This is a genomic window from Pseudomonadota bacterium, assembly GCA_018823135.1.
GTDB lineage: Bacteria > Desulfobacterota > Desulfobulbia > Desulfobulbales > CALZHT01 > JAHJJF01.
Genome location: JAHJJF010000051.1, coordinates 51,956 through 65,862, shown reverse-complemented (window position 1 = coordinate 65,862; position 13,907 = coordinate 51,956). Strand labels below are relative to the sequence as shown.

The 13,907-nt window shown below is 46.5% G+C and carries 12 protein-coding genes; 6 read left to right on the top strand and 6 right to left on the bottom strand.

What is annotated here, in order from left to right:
- Window positions 1-127 precede the first annotated feature (127 nt).
- From KKE17_04845 to KKE17_04825, 5 genes are all read left to right on the top strand, one after another.
- Window positions 128-1,186 carry a 3-isopropylmalate dehydrogenase gene (locus KKE17_04845; GenBank protein MBU1709316.1) on the top strand — a complete coding sequence of 353 codons (1,059 nt, stop codon included), beginning with the start codon at window positions 128-130 and terminating at the stop codon, window positions 1,184-1,186.
- Window positions 1,187-1,416: 230 nt separating this feature from the next.
- Window positions 1,417-2,442, top strand: coding sequence for an aspartate-semialdehyde dehydrogenase (locus KKE17_04840; protein ID MBU1709315.1), 1,026 nt, complete (start codon window positions 1,417-1,419; stop codon window positions 2,440-2,442).
- Between the two features lie 48 nt (window positions 2,443-2,490).
- A complete protein-coding gene (gene rsmD, locus KKE17_04835) occupies window positions 2,491-3,069 on the top strand; it encodes a 16S rRNA (guanine(966)-N(2))-methyltransferase RsmD (GenBank protein ID MBU1709314.1) in 579 nt (192 codons plus the stop codon).
- Window positions 3,066-3,590 (top strand): pantetheine-phosphate adenylyltransferase, encoded by a 525-nt coding sequence (coaD, locus tag KKE17_04830; GenBank protein ID MBU1709313.1) that lies wholly within the window; start codon window positions 3,066-3,068, stop codon window positions 3,588-3,590. Before rsmD ends, coaD begins: the two co-directional genes overlap by 4 nt.
- Window positions 3,591-3,644: 54 nt before the next feature.
- Window positions 3,645-5,897 carry a molybdopterin-dependent oxidoreductase gene (locus KKE17_04825; GenBank protein ID MBU1709312.1) on the top strand — a complete coding sequence of 751 codons (2,253 nt, stop codon included), beginning with the start codon at window positions 3,645-3,647 and terminating at the stop codon, window positions 5,895-5,897.
- A gap of 168 nt (window positions 5,898-6,065) precedes the next feature.
- Here KKE17_04825 and KKE17_04820 read toward each other — a convergent pair whose 3' ends face one another.
- The 5 genes from KKE17_04820 to KKE17_04800 form a co-directional block, all read right to left on the bottom strand.
- Window positions 6,066-6,461: a Rho termination factor N-terminal domain-containing protein gene (locus KKE17_04820; GenBank protein ID MBU1709311.1), complete on the bottom strand. Its 396-nt coding sequence runs from the start codon at window positions 6,459-6,461 to the stop codon at window positions 6,066-6,068.
- Between the two features lie 191 nt (window positions 6,462-6,652).
- Window positions 6,653-7,669 carry a M20/M25/M40 family metallo-hydrolase gene (locus KKE17_04815; GenBank protein ID MBU1709310.1) on the bottom strand — a complete coding sequence of 339 codons (1,017 nt, stop codon included), beginning with the start codon at window positions 7,667-7,669 and terminating at the stop codon, window positions 6,653-6,655.
- A 206-nt stretch (window positions 7,670-7,875) separates the two neighbouring features.
- Complete coding sequence (locus tag KKE17_04810; protein MBU1709309.1) at window positions 7,876-8,403, bottom strand: YeeE/YedE family protein; 528 nt, start codon at window positions 8,401-8,403, stop codon at window positions 7,876-7,878.
- The gene (locus KKE17_04805) at window positions 8,403-8,924 is read right to left on the bottom strand and encodes a YeeE/YedE family protein (protein MBU1709308.1); all 522 of its coding nucleotides are present in this window, start codon (window positions 8,922-8,924) and stop codon (window positions 8,403-8,405) included. Before KKE17_04805 ends, KKE17_04810 begins: the two co-directional genes overlap by 1 nt.
- Window positions 8,925-8,976: 52 nt before the next feature.
- Entirely contained in the window at window positions 8,977-9,546 is a 570-nt protein-coding gene (locus KKE17_04800) for a sulfurtransferase (protein MBU1709307.1), read from the bottom strand.
- 361 nt (window positions 9,547-9,907) lie between these two features.
- On the opposite strand from KKE17_04800, the gene KKE17_04795 reads away from it, so the two are divergent.
- Window positions 9,908-11,809 (top strand): glycosyltransferase family 39 protein, encoded by a 1,902-nt coding sequence (locus KKE17_04795; GenBank protein ID MBU1709306.1) that lies wholly within the window; start codon window positions 9,908-9,910, stop codon window positions 11,807-11,809.
- A gap of 125 nt (window positions 11,810-11,934) precedes the next feature.
- Here the strand turns inward: KKE17_04795 and KKE17_04790 are convergent, their stop codons facing one another.
- On the bottom strand, window positions 11,935-13,896 hold the full coding sequence (locus tag KKE17_04790; protein MBU1709305.1) for a cation:proton antiporter: 1,962 nt from the start codon (window positions 13,894-13,896) through the stop codon (window positions 11,935-11,937).
- Window positions 13,897-13,907: the final 11 nt, after the last annotated feature.

Sequence of the window (13,907 nt, the reverse complement as noted above, 5' to 3'; positions counted from 1 at the left end):
AAAATTCTGTCGAGTCCTGCTCCGGACATTATGTGGAAATTGCATAATCAGCAGATTGTGGTTAATATCACGGGCTGATTTTTTTAATGCTTATTGATATGAAAATTTTTTATAAGGAACTGAACTCATGGGAAAGACACATAAAATTGCTGTCATGCCAGGTGACGGAACCGGGCCGGAAGTAGTTGCGGAAGGAATAAAAGTCCTTAAGGCCGCAGCGAAGAAATTTGATTTTAAACTGAAATTGACTGATTTTGATTACGGCGGCGATCGTTATCTCAAGACCGGTGTGGTTCTTCCGGAAAATGCCGTAGAAGAACTTTCAAAACATGATGCAATATTTCTTGGCGCAATCGGCCATCCGGATGTCAAGCCCGGTATTCTTGAGAAGGGAATTCTGCTGAATCTGCGTTTTGCCCTGGATCAGTATGTGAATCTGCGGCCGGTCATTCTGTATGAAAATGTTGAAACACCCCTGAGGAACAAGGGTCCTGAAGATATCGATTTCGTCGTGGTCCGTGAAAACACCGAAGGCCTGTATGCCGGCGCTGGCGGCGTACTTAAAAAAGGCACCCCCGATGAGGTGGCAATCCAGGAATCCATCAATACCAGAAAGGGCGTTGAGCGTTGCATCCGTTTTGCTTTTGAATATGCCAGAAAGCGCAACAAGAGAAAAAAGGTAACCCTGTGTGGTAAAACCAATGTTCTTACCTTTGCCTTTGATTTATGGGAAAGGGCTTTTTACGAGGTTGCCCGAGAATACCCTGATGTCAAAACCGATTACGCCCATGTGGATGCAACCTGCATGTGGATGGTGAAAAATCCCGAGTGGTTCGACGTTATCGTCACCGACAATATGTTCGGCGATATCATAACGGATCTGGGGGCGATGATTCAGGGCGGCATGGGCATTGCCGCGGGTGGAAATATCAACCCGCAGGGCGTGAGCATGTTTGAGCCCATTGGCGGGTCAGCGCCGAAATATACCGGCCTGAATGTTATAAATCCCCTTGCCGCCATTGGCGCCGCCCAGATGATGATGGATTATCTTGGTGAGCCCGAGGCGGCAGCGGCAATCGAAAAAGCGATTCGCTCTGTGGTGTCTGAGAAGCTCAAAAGCCTTTCTGCCGGGAAAATGGGTTACGGCACCAAGGAAGTTGGCGATCTGGTTGCCGCCGCAGTCTAGGGGCGTCAAGAAATAATCGTTACATTTATGGCCTTATGCCGTTTACAGTCTTCCAATGTGACAGTTTTTTTTGAACAACGGCTTAAATACTGTCCGTCCGGAAATTTCCAGCTTCCGGGCGAATACTGTAAGGTTGATTTAAATTCGGAACTCGTATGCAAATGATTGACGCTGCCATCACCCAGGATGCAGCGTTTTTGGATGGAAACACTATATGAGGTTATGTGGAAATGAGTGGTGATAGAAAATTTAATGTTGCGATAGCCGGTGCAACCGGAGCGGTTGGCGGTGCCATGCTTGATGTGCTTGCAAGAAGGGATTTCCCGATCAATGAATTGCGATTGCTTGCATCGGAACGTTCAGTTGGTAAAACCTTGAAATATAAGGGCAAGGACATACCGGTTCAGGTCTTGAGCAAGGATTCCTTTAAAGGAATTGATGTGGCGTTGTTTTCCGCAGGGGCGTCCCGTTCCCTTGAGTTTGCTCCTGCAGCTGCCGCAGCCGGAGCTGTGGTGGTTGATAACTCCAGCGCGTACCGGATGGATAAAGAAATCCCCCTGGTGGTGCCGGAAGTAAATCCTCACGCCATTGCCCAGTATACAAACAGAGGGATTATTGCCAATCCCAACTGTTCGACAATTCAGATGGTTGTGGCACTCAAACCCATTTATGACAAAGTGGGTATCAAGCGTATTGTTGTTTCCACTTATCAGGCGGTATCCGGCACCGGCGCCAAGGCAATTGTTGAGTTGCAGAATCAGATTCAAGATCATGTTGCCGGAAAGCCACTGGTGAATGCGGTCTATCCACACCAGATAGCATTCAACTGCCTGCCGCAGATCGATTCCTTCCTTGCCAACGGTTACACCAAGGAAGAAATGAAAATGGTCAACGAAACCCGTAAGATATTTGAAGACCAAAAAATCGGGGTTACCGCCACTACGGTGCGGGTTCCGGTGGTATATGGACATTCTGAATCGGTTAATGTTGAAACCCGGAAAAAAATCAGCGCCGCCGAGGTCAAAGCCCTCATGGCAGTTGCAGAGGGTGTCAAGCTTGTCGATGATCCGGAAAAGTCTCTTTATCCGCTGGCCATTGATTGCGCTGGCAAATTTGAAACACTTGTTGGGAGAATTCGCGAGGATGAATCAATAGAAAACGGCATCAATCTGTGGGTCGTTTCAGATAATATCTTGAAAGGTGCGGCATTGAATGCGGTACAGATCGCAGAAATTCTCATCAGGAAATATCTGTAGCCTACAGATGTTGTATACTAAATCCGGCGGATTAAGAGGCAAGGCGATTTGAGAATTATTGCCGGTACAGCACGGGGTAGAAAGCTCAGCAGCCCCGCCAAAGCCCTGGGACAATTGATCCGGCCCACAGCCGACCGGGCTCGCGAGGCGATTTTCAGTGTAATCGGTACAGAGATTAAAGAGGGGCAGGTACTCGATCTTTTTGCCGGAACCGGCGCTTTCGGCCTTGAAGCCTTGAGCCGGGGGGCTGCCGGTGCTGTTTTCGTTGACCAGCACCGAGCAGCCGTTGAACTGGTTTATGGGAATATCCAAAAATGTGGCTTTTCTGATAGGTCCGTTCTGTTGAACAGGGATTTATCGAAAAGCCTTTTTTTTTTGAAACAGTACGCGCCTCCCGGAGGTTTTACTCTGGTATTCATTGATCCTCCTTATAGAACAAATCTATGGCAGGGAGTTATTGAGCAGATTTCCGGGCTTGATATTTTGAACGATAATGTTTTGATTATTGTTGAAGATGATTCTTCAGCGGCATTGCCTGATTCGCCGGGAAAATTTGATTTGTCAGACAAACGGCGTTACGGTGATACAGGTTTCTGGCTTTATAGGAGAGGAGGCAACAATCCATGACAACATATGAACCATTTGTTCAACCCGAAACCACCGAGACCATCGCTGTCTATCCTGGGACCTTCGACCCGATCACCATGGGCCATATTGATATAATCAACCGCACCCTGCATCTTTTTGACAAAGTAATTATTACCATCGCGATTAATGCTACGAAAAAACCGCTCTTCTCACTTGAAGAACGTCTTGAAATGATCCGCGAATGTTTTCCTGCCTCTGAAAACCGGATTACGGTGGATACCGTCTCCGGCCTGCTTGTTGATTATGCTTATACCAAAGGCGCTCGCGCGATTATCCGCGGCCTGCGGGCTGTTTCGGATTTTGATTACGAATTCCAGCTGGCATTGATGAATCGGCGTCTTGAGCGTGAAGTTGAGACGGTCTTTCTGATGACCGGTTTCAGGTGGATTTATATCAGTTCGAGCATCATCAAAGAAGCCGCGAGTCACGGCGGTGATGTCGGCGGGCTGGTGCCTGATCACGTCTGTGAAAAACTTCGGGAACGGTTCATGCGAGGTTGAGCTGAGCGGCTTTATAGTTAAGAAGTACTAAATAAATTATACGATCAATTTGCCATGGACTGGAAAACTACACGGAGAAGTTTATTAAAGAGCACCGGCCTTGCTGCTGCTTCCTATCCATTTTCAGCATATGCAGGGCAAAGGGATTTTGCTGAGGCTAAAACCGCAGCAAGTGCTGGTGCAAAGACCCGCGAAATCCCTTCCATCTGTGCCATGTGTCAGGTGAATTGCCGGATTGCCGGAGTTATCTGGGACGGAAAGCTGATCCACGTCAGGGGAAATGGCAAGGGAGACTATAACCGGGACAAAATCTGCGCCCGTGGGCATGCCGCCCCGCAGCTGCTGTATGATCCTGATCGGCTGAAATACCCCTTGCGGCGGGAGGGCAGACGTGGCGAGGGGAAATGGACCAGAATAAGCTGGGGCGAAGCAATCGACACCATTTCCTTCAAACTCGAGCAGACTATCAACCGTCACGGCCCTGAATCACTGGCCCTTTTCGCCAACGGCCCCTCATCTACTTATATGCGTGAATTGTTTAACACCCTGGAAGTGCCGAACATTAACAATTCCGTGGATGAATTCTGTACTTCCAATCGTGATCTGGCCTACGGGCTGACATTTGGAAATACGCCTCTCCCCCTTGAAATTACCGGTCTTGACAATATCAGGTGTATGGTGCTTTTCGGTTCGCATCTTGGTGAAAATGTCAATGTCCCCGAACTCAATCTGGTGATTGACGCCCTGGCAAAGGGAATGAAACTCATAGTTATTGATCCGCGTTTTTCTTCCATCGCCTCAAAGGCGGATTATCACCTGATGATCAAACCCGGAACCGATACGGCGCTTATTTTCGGGTGGATCAATCATATTGTCGAAACCGGACTATATGATATAGGACATGTGTCGGCTAATGTTGCAGGATTTTCAGCCCTCCGCGAGCATGTAAGCGGTTTTACTGTACAGAGAGTTTCCCGCATAACCGGCCTTCCTGTTGAAATAATCAAGGAGACAGCAACACTCCTGGCACAATCTTCTCGGGATTCGTATATCCATCCCGGCAAGCACAGCACCTGGTATGGAAGTGACGTGCAGCGGCTGCGGGCCCGCGCGATTCTCACCGGTCTGCTTGGGGCCTGGAAGAACCACCGCAATGGTTTATCGGCGGATACTCAAGATTTTATGCCCTGGAGCGCAGCAGAGGATAAGGCGCATCCCGGAAAAAGGAAGAATCAGCCTGCCTCGGAAATCATAAAAGGTGTGTTGTCGGACCGGATCAAAGGCCTCGGGTTCTGGGGACAGAACCCTGTTCACGGCTATCCGCATCTCCACAGAACAGTTTCGGCGCTGAATAAGGCCGACTTCATTTTTTCCTGCGATATCCTGCCCTCGGAGATCACTTTATATTCCGACATAATTCTTCCTGAAGCAACGTTTATGGAACGGACGGATATAATTGAGTCCTGGATTTCAGGGAATACCGTGACCAAAGGCATACGTTTTCCCCTGGTTGCACCTCTTCATGAAGCCAAAGACCCGTACTGGATTGTCAAGCAGTTGAGCATCCGCCTTGGCCGCGGCACGGGTTTTCGATTTGGCGATATCAAGCAGCGTATTGACGATGAATTAAAGGTCTATGGAACTTCATACGATAGATTATTAAAAAACGGCGGGACAATCCGTCTGCCAAGGGATGATTCCGGGCAAGTCAATAATGCTCCGATTCGCCAGGAAATGGTTGGGACTTCCTTAAGGAAAGAAACTTTTTCTGAGGATATAGTTGAGAATCCTCTTGTGCCGCAGGTGGGCAGGATTGAGCTGTATTCCAAATCGCTTCAGGACCAGGGTTTTCATCCCCTGCCGGTTTTTGAGGCACCCGAGCCTCCGCCTGAAGGCTTTGCAAGATTGCTTTACGGCAGGATGCCGGTTCATACCCTGTCCTCTACCCAGAACAATACTTGGCTTAATCGGGAAATCAGCGACAATGAGCTGTGGGTCAATGATGTTTCCGCGAAGGGAATGGGACTTGTCGACGGGGAACAACTGTATCTGGAAAATCAGGATGGTGTTTGTTCTCCTCGGCCGATCAGAATAAAAACCACTCCAGGCATTCACAAAGAATGTGTTTTCATGGCCCATGGTTTCGGCGGGATGTCGCCGGCACAAAAGCAAGGGTTTAATCGGGGTGTATCCGACAACTTTTTAATCAGCAGATCATCCAGGGATAAAATTTCCGGGAATAGAGGGATGCGGGTGAATTTTGTCAGGCTGGTCAGGGACGATATGCCGATTGATATGCCTGCTTGAACATCAATACCTGAATAATTGAAGCCCATCCTGGAAGAAAAGCAGGTTAAGGCTTTGAGCTCCATTGATAAGGTTCTTTATTCCTGTTCATAAGCATTTACAAAAAAAACGGACGCTCATCCAGCATGGAATTGAGCGTCCGTTTATCTGTATTAGAGTAGTTTTCTGCTAAACTGCGGCAGCTGGCTTGTTCTTTGTTTTTTTCTTTAATAGATGAATCCGTCGTCTGATAATTTTTGCAAGTTTATTATCTTTTGCCTCTTTTGCAGCTGCTTTTTCCTGGCGCAGTTCGACGATTAATTTTTTTATCTGGATTTGGGTAAGGTCTTTTACTGAGACAGCTTTTTTCTTTGCTTTCGGGGATTTCTTAGGAGCAGGATCTGCGACTTTTACCGGTTTATCAGCTGTTGCAGGAGCCTTGCCTGTATCGCCTTGAGCGCCCCTGATTGCTTCGAGGAGCTCATCTTTCTTCATGGCGTGGATTCCGGCAAGTCCGGGAATATCTTTTGCCATTTCCCGCAGATCTTTAACCGTCATTTTTTCAAGTGGTTGATTTTCTCCCATTGTCTGTCCTTCCTTTCTGTGATGATTATTGTTGGCTCGGTTTCAGGATTGATTGTGCATTTAGAAAAAGGATGTACTTGGGGCAACATTCAAGAACCTGACCTGAATTATATAAAAGAGCGATTGAAAAGTCTCTGAGAAGTGTCATTTTAACGCATAATCATATGAGGGGCAATATGTAATACAGCAGCTCATCTACTCATTGATGTTTCAGTGGAGGCAAGATCGTCAATAACCTGGCAGAGGCCTTTGACAACTCGTGCCATTTCTGGGTAGCTGAGTTTGTTGGGAGTATCGCTTGAGGCGTGATAATGCGCGTATCTGAAAAGAGCAGTGTCTGTGACCATAATGGCAGGGTAGCCTTCTTTCCAGAAGGACCATTGGTCGGACCAGGCGATACCGGGAATCCAGGAAGGGGCGGCCACTCCCTCGGAAGGGAATTTTGTTTGTTTTCTAAAAGAGTTAATGGCCGTTCTGACAAGCTTGCGGGAAGACATATTGCTTACAAAGGCCACAAAATTACCTTGATCAGGATAGAAATAACTCAAAGGGAAAGGATAATTCTGGCTGCCTGGCCCATAATTATAACATCCGATAGTTTCAAGGGATATCATGGCAACAATGTTTTCATTGCGCCGCCGGCATTGTTTTGCATGAACCCTGCTTCCCATATTTTCGCTTAAAAAATATGGGGGTTCCTCATTGGTAAAGGCAATAAAACGTATGGTGCGTCGGGGTTTTCGTTCGTTAAAATAGCCGGCGATTTCAAGAAGGGCGGCGACACCCGAGCCGTTGTCATTGGCTCCGGGACTCCCGGCAACGGTATCATAATGAGCGCCCACCACAATGTATTCCTGAGGCAATTCAGCGCCAATAATTTCGGCGATGATATTTTTGGCAGGCATGTTGTTAACTGAATAATCCTCTGAAATCGGCTTGAGCTTAATTCTGCTGATTTCGTTTTCAATATAGGCTGCTGCCAATGAAAGATTTTCCGGAAACAATAGATTCCGTTCGCCGATTTCTCCGGCAAGTTTATCTATATGACGTTCAAGTCGGGCCTGGATTGCCTGCTCCTCTGCTGAAAGAGGCTCAAACGGCCCGCTAAAGGACTTCCCTGGCATATTTGTGACAATATTTGATGCGGTCATAGATGTTAGTATGAGGGAAAAAACTATCAGAATCATGATGATTTTTCTTGCTGCCATTTTTCTTTTTCCCATAAAGAAAAAATTAGGTCAAGGTATGCGAAGGAAAGACATCATTCCTGATTGAGCGCGATGTTGATTAATTGCCGTGATGCTTTGACGTTGGCTGTCTAAAGAACGAAGTTACTGAGTTTGGATGATACTTGCTGGTTGGTCCGACAAAGTTTGTTTCATTGCCGGAAACCTGGTCCTCTGGGTCGGGATTTTCACAAACCTTTTTTTTCAAACCATCTGAACATGAAAATTCCACCTATCACGAACAAAAAAATGATAATCCAGTGATTTATGCCGAGGGCCTGGGGGATCGTATAAATCTTCAGTCTGCCCCAGGTAAGAATATTTCTGGATAGAGCGGGGTAGGCCTCGGCATAAATACCGGCGCCAAATATCATTCCGAGAATTCCCCAGGCGGCATCATACCGGCCTTCACCCAGAGCTCCCATGGCGGTTCCCGGGCAATAGCCGAGAAGCCCCCAGCCGAGTCCGAAAAGAATTCCTCCGAAAATATTGCCGCCAAGTATCGTGGGCAGGACCCTCAGGTTGATAATGCCAAGATCCTTGAGAACATAGACCCCGACCATACCGGTGAGCACCGCGGAAAACATGAATTTGATTATGGTCATGTCAATGAGGCGCAGCGCCCCCATCTGTCGATCGTAGCGGATAACGCTGCCTTTCTGCAGGAGAAAACCGAAGCCCATGCCGATGATCAGTCCGGAAAGAAGCGTGGTCATTATTTTTTCCCTCCGCTGTAAATAATACGTGCCATGATAATGCCGCCGATAAAAAAACCGGCCAGAGTGATAAAACCGCTGATGCCGAGCTGCAGCGTGCCGCTCAGTCCGTGTCCGCTGGGGCAGCCACCGGCAAGCCGGGCTCCAAACATTGCAATGGCGCCACCGGCAAAAGCAATGACGCCGCGATTGATTGTATTGGTCCCGAACCTCTCTTTCCACATGTCCGGAATAGCCTGCCAACGGAAGGTTTTTGAGGTAAGTGCCGAAACAAGCGATCCGAAAAATATTCCAATCACGAACATCAATTGCCAGTCTATTGTGGGAGTTATCCAACGGAAGTATGGATTTGCAGCGATGCGCTCAGGCATGATGATTCGCTCAAGCATTCCTGCGGTCCGGACAAACGAGGTGGATGCGCCGAAAAAATTTTCAGTGGTCCAGGCGGAAATAACAATAAGGACGCCGACAAGTGCGCCAGCAAGATATGGCGACCATTGAGGAGGTTCGGGTTTGTTCATGATTGTTTCCTGATCTATTTGTTAATAATCTTCATCATAAACATCAAATAGATCAATATACAAGTTTTGAATCCATGGAGTAAGTCCATGGTAGACCTTCGTTGCGCCAGCCCCCGCCAATTCTTAATCCATTATAAGCACTGTTGTTGTCTTTGAGTTTGTCGCCTTCAAACCCGCCGAGGATCACATAAGCACGGTCTGCGGGCCATCCTGCCGCTACAGCGGCGTTTAATGCCTCGGCAGCTCTTGAACCGCTTCTGCAGAGAAAAAACAGGGTGTGCTGGTTTGGCTTGAATTTTGTCATGAGATCCCTGGTAAAATTTTTATTTTCGATCATTTCGTATTCCTTGCCGTTAAATACTGTGCCTAAAATCTGAAAAGGCACGAGATACGCACCTTCCGGGTGTCCGACAAACTGATATTCCCCTTGGGTGCGAACATCGACGATGATCATTTCAACAGGATTTTTTTTGATCAGCTCATATGCCTCGAGGGGCATTGCCTCTTTGCCTGGATGTTGTACTTTGGGTTTCTTGTACATGAAAACGCTTTCGGCAATAGCTGTTGATGCAATGCCGGTCATCAGCAAAAGAATAATCTGTAGCGTAATGAATTTTTTCATGGTCCGTTCTCCATTTTGGAATTTATGCAACAACAGCCTTCCATGACTCAGAAATGTATTGTTGCGATGTTATTAAACACAACCGACTATGTCTATCCTGCACAGCTTTTTTAACGCTACTCAACGGCTAAAGCAGCCTGCGACAATTTGCCGCGGTATTTTTCGGAAAGGAAGGCTACAGAGAGGAGTGATTTCTGGAAATCATAGGGTAATAAGTTCAGGCTTAAACTCACAGGAAATTGTGGTTCCTTGCTTCTCATCGGTGAACAGTGAATTTGAAACTTGTCTATTTTGTCTTCACTGAAAACAGGGTATCTTATACCTCTTTATGAGAAATTCCGTCAGGGATTCAGGAGAATGAATGCTGATTAGTATTGTTGCCACCATATTATTTTTTGTAAGTTCCCTGGGATATGGACGAATAGTTGTGCCATCAAAGCTCAGGGATGAATTGCTTCTGGTTATTGTGCCTGGCACCTGGATTGTCTGTCATGCTGTTTTTTTTCTGGGATTGCTCGGATTGCTTTACCCCGTGTGGATCGCCATGGTTTTGCTGCCGGGAGTAATCCTTGCCTTGCAGAGAAAGAAAACCGTGTTTGCTGGAGTTGGTCCATGCTTTCAGGGCCTGAGAAACGCATGTACGCCTCTGTGGCTCTCCTTGATTTTATTGTTCTTTATAACGGTGTTGTTGCTGCTAGCAGTCAATAATGTCCTTCTTCCTCAGATTGCCCGCGACAGCCTGGTGTATCATCTTGCGCTCCCGAAACTCTATCTTCAACAGCATTTGTGGTATGAAGTGCCACAAAACATTTACAGTTATTTTCCTGGAATGGTTGAAGCCGCATATACAATTGTCATGGGCTTGGGTGGTGACTATCCGGCATTAATTCATTTTGGTTACGGTATTCTGGTTTTACTTTCAACGATAAGGCTCGGCAAGATTATAGGCATTAGGGAGGAATATATTTTTATTCCTGTGCTGGCGCTACTGGCAACACCTTTATTCTGGCAGGAGATGACCTGGGCCTATGTTGATCTTGCCAGCAGTTTTTACTGGACAACGGCAGTTGTCTGTTTTTTTCGTTGGCGTATGCAAAGACAAAAAAGAGATGTGTTTTTGTTGGGATTTGCAGTTGGCGCTGCTTTATGCTGTAAGTATACGAATATAATTCTTCTCCCTGCCGTATTGCTTGCAATTCTTGTTGCTTTCCGAGAAAGAACTAGACAACCGGTAAAAGAAATTGCCGCAACGATTTTTTTCTTTCTAAGTGTGGCTCTGCTTGCAGTCTTACCCTGGTGGGCAAGAAATCTGTATCTTGCCGGGAATCCGTTATTTCCTTTTTTCTGGGAACTCTTTCCAAGTCAGAGCAATGGTTGGGACAGTCAGAGAGCCTTGCTGTTTCATCTGTTTGTTGATTTTTATGGAGATGCGGAAAAGACGATTATGTCCTATCTGCTGGCGCCGTTTAAAGTTTTCTGGGCAGGTGAAGAAGGCAATCCTGTTCTGTATGACGGACAACTCGGGCTGTTTTATCTTCTAACTTTTCCCTTTTTGTTTTTAAGCTGGCGCAGCAAAGAGATTCGATATCTGGCAGGGTTGTCAGTGATTTATTTATTGTATTGGACATTCAGTTCCCAGCAGGCTCGCTTTCTTCTCGTCTTGCTGCCGATAATGAGTGTTATGATTTGCAGGCTGATGCAGTTTTTTTACCTCAAGAAAGATGGAACAGCTGCGAGAAGGAAAAAAACAATACCCCGACAAATGATTGCCTTTGGTTTTGTTGGCCTCGTTGCCGGCGGAATTTTGTTAAATATTTATTCGACGGTATCTGCCTTTATTAAAGGGGATTATCCTTATTGCTTTACAGAGGAGAAACGCAAGGAGGCATATCTGGCAACCAACCTGGGATATTATGAAATGTATCAGTACATTAATAAGAATCTGCCGGAATCAGCACATCTGTTTCTGGTAATGACCGGGAATCACGGTTTTTATCTTAAACGAGATTATTTCTCCGATGCTGTTTTTGAAGCCCATACATTTAGCAGCCTTTTGAAAAATTCGCCTGATGCCGGCAGTTTTATTCAAGCACTTCAAGACCGGGGGTGGACGCACCTTTTAATCAGTCTGGATTTTTATTTTCGTGAAGCGAACAACGATCTTTCTTCTGAGCAATTTATTGTTCTTAAAGAGATTTTTGAAGAGAAATTAAAACTCGTAAAGGTCTCGGGTGGTCTTTCTCTTTTCGATATAGGTTCATAGTTACTTGTCCTGGCTCAGCTTGCATTTGAAATGGGGGCGATCACGGTGTTGATGAAGTATTCTATTAACCATTGTCATCTGTGGTAATGCAGGCCACTTCAGATTCACTTTCTCATAAAATTGTTTTAATAAATTCCAGCCATTTTTTTGAATCCATTCCTTTCCTGCTGATTGCCGACAACCGCCACCAGATCACCTTCCTGAAAAGAATAATCCGCTTTAGGATTATGATGAAATACTTTCTCGTGGATAATCCCCACAATTGATGCTCCTGTTGTGGTCCGAACTGCCGCGTCTTTGATGCTTTTATTGACAAGGGGGCTTCCGGGCATGAGAGTGACCCAGGAAATTTCCAGCATGTTTTTTATGTTATCAAACTTGGTGAGCAAAGTGGGGTTATGGGTGGATTGATAAATCGGCGCATAGAGTTGTTGTCGTACAGCGTCAGTATATTGTTGAATAAGCGCCACGGGTATTTCCAGATGAAGGAGTGCCTGTCGGGCAATTTCCAGCCCGGCCTCCATCTCCGGCAAAACGGCCATATACACCCCGCTATCATACAATGCCCGGGCTTGTTCAGCACCATCGGCCCGCACAATTATATGTAATTGGGGGCTAAGGCGATGTGCCTGTTTTACAATTGATTGAGTTGTAATCACTGAGGGCGTGGTAATAAGCAAAAGTTTTGCCGCGTCAACGTTTGATACTTCAAGAGCTGTTGGCTGGGTCATATCACCAAAGATCACCGGAAATTTTGCAGCCTTGCATTCAAGCATTCGCTGATGATTCAGTTCAATAATTACAAAAGGCAGATTGAGGCTGGTCATAACCTGGGCAATGTGTTGTCCAACGCGACCACCTCCGGCGATCACCACATGATCTTTAAAACCGGAAGGCGGGATGTTTGCCGTCTGCAACGGTTCATATTTGAAGTGGCTCTTTTTAAATTTATAGAGAGGCGTCGCAAGTGCTGAAACAAACGGAGTAAGCACCATGCTCAGGACGGAAATGGCGAGAACAAGGGAATACATATTCTGGTCAATGGCTTTTGTTTCAAGTCCGACCCTGGCAAGAACAAAGGCAAATTCCCCTACCTGAAACAGACCGAGACCCACGGCAATAGGAATAATATTTATATATCTGAACAGCTTGGCCAGCACGTAGAACAGCGTACCTTTGAAAACTCCGACCAATAGGACCAAGGTGATAATTATTCTCCAATTATCAAACAGGAAGGCCGGATCAAGGAGCATGCCCACAGATGTAAAAAACAAAAGTCCAAAGATGTCTCTTAATGGAATAATATCGCTTAGAGCCTGATGGCCATAATCAGACTCACTGAGAACCATCCCCGCGACAAACGCCCCGAAAGCAAAAGAGAGTCCGAAGAGATACGTGGCATATCCAATACCAAGGCCAATGGCGGTTATCGATAAAATAAAAAGCTCTCTGGAGTTCCACTGAGCCACATGCGCCAACAACCATGGGAGAAGCTTTCTGCCCATATAAAGCATCAGCACGAGGAAAACTACAGACTTGGCTATGGCGATTGCCAGAAGAGGCAGTCCGGCCTTGGGATTACTCAATTGCGGCAGGATAATCATCATCGGAATGACTGCCAGATCCTGAACAATCAACATGCCGATCATTACCCGGCTGGAAAGGGTACCCACAAGCCCTCTGCTCATAAGGGTCTTTAAGGTAACCATGGTACTGGAAAGAGAGATCAGGGCGCCAAACCATAATGCGTTGGCAGAGGACCAGCCCAAGAATTTGCCGATGATGAAACCAATTCCGATGGTAAGAATAATTTGAACCGGTGTACCAAAAAGAGCAATGTTGCGAACCGGTCGTAACTTGCTGATGGAAAATTCCAATCCAAGGGCAAAAAGAAGAAGGGCGACGCCGATTTCAGCCAGCAGTTCTATCTCATGGATATCACCGATGGTCACCCCGCCGGTGTATGGGCCGACAATAATTCCGGCAAAGATATATCCTAAAATCAGCGGTTGTTTGAATTTTTGCGCAATGAGCGCGCCAAACAAGGCTGCAACCATAATAATCACAATATCTGCTGCAACACCCATGAAAAGGCCCT

Coding starts and splice junctions, on each gene's coding strand:
- KKE17_04820 (MBU1709311.1), bottom strand. CDS start 6,461: ATGGGAGAAAATCAACCACTTGAAAAAATGACGGTTAAAGATCTGCGG.
- KKE17_04790 (MBU1709305.1), bottom strand. CDS start 13,896: ATGGGTGTTGCAGCAGATATTGTGATTATTATGGTTGCAGCCTTGTTT.
- KKE17_04795 (MBU1709306.1), top strand. CDS start 9,908: ATGCTGATTAGTATTGTTGCCACCATATTATTTTTTGTAAGTTCCCTG.
- KKE17_04800 (MBU1709307.1), bottom strand. CDS start 9,546: ATGAAAAAATTCATTACGCTACAGATTATTCTTTTGCTGATGACCGGC.
- KKE17_04840 (MBU1709315.1), top strand. CDS start 1,417: ATGAGTGGTGATAGAAAATTTAATGTTGCGATAGCCGGTGCAACCGGA.
- KKE17_04805 (MBU1709308.1), bottom strand. CDS start 8,924: ATGAACAAACCCGAACCTCCTCAATGGTCGCCATATCTTGCTGGCGCA.
- KKE17_04825 (MBU1709312.1), top strand. CDS start 3,645: ATGGACTGGAAAACTACACGGAGAAGTTTATTAAAGAGCACCGGCCTT.
- KKE17_04845 (MBU1709316.1), top strand. CDS start 128: ATGGGAAAGACACATAAAATTGCTGTCATGCCAGGTGACGGAACCGGG.
- KKE17_04815 (MBU1709310.1), bottom strand. CDS start 7,669: ATGGCAGCAAGAAAAATCATCATGATTCTGATAGTTTTTTCCCTCATA.
- coaD (MBU1709313.1), top strand. CDS start 3,066: ATGACAACATATGAACCATTTGTTCAACCCGAAACCACCGAGACCATC.
- KKE17_04810 (MBU1709309.1), bottom strand. CDS start 8,403: ATGACCACGCTTCTTTCCGGACTGATCATCGGCATGGGCTTCGGTTTT.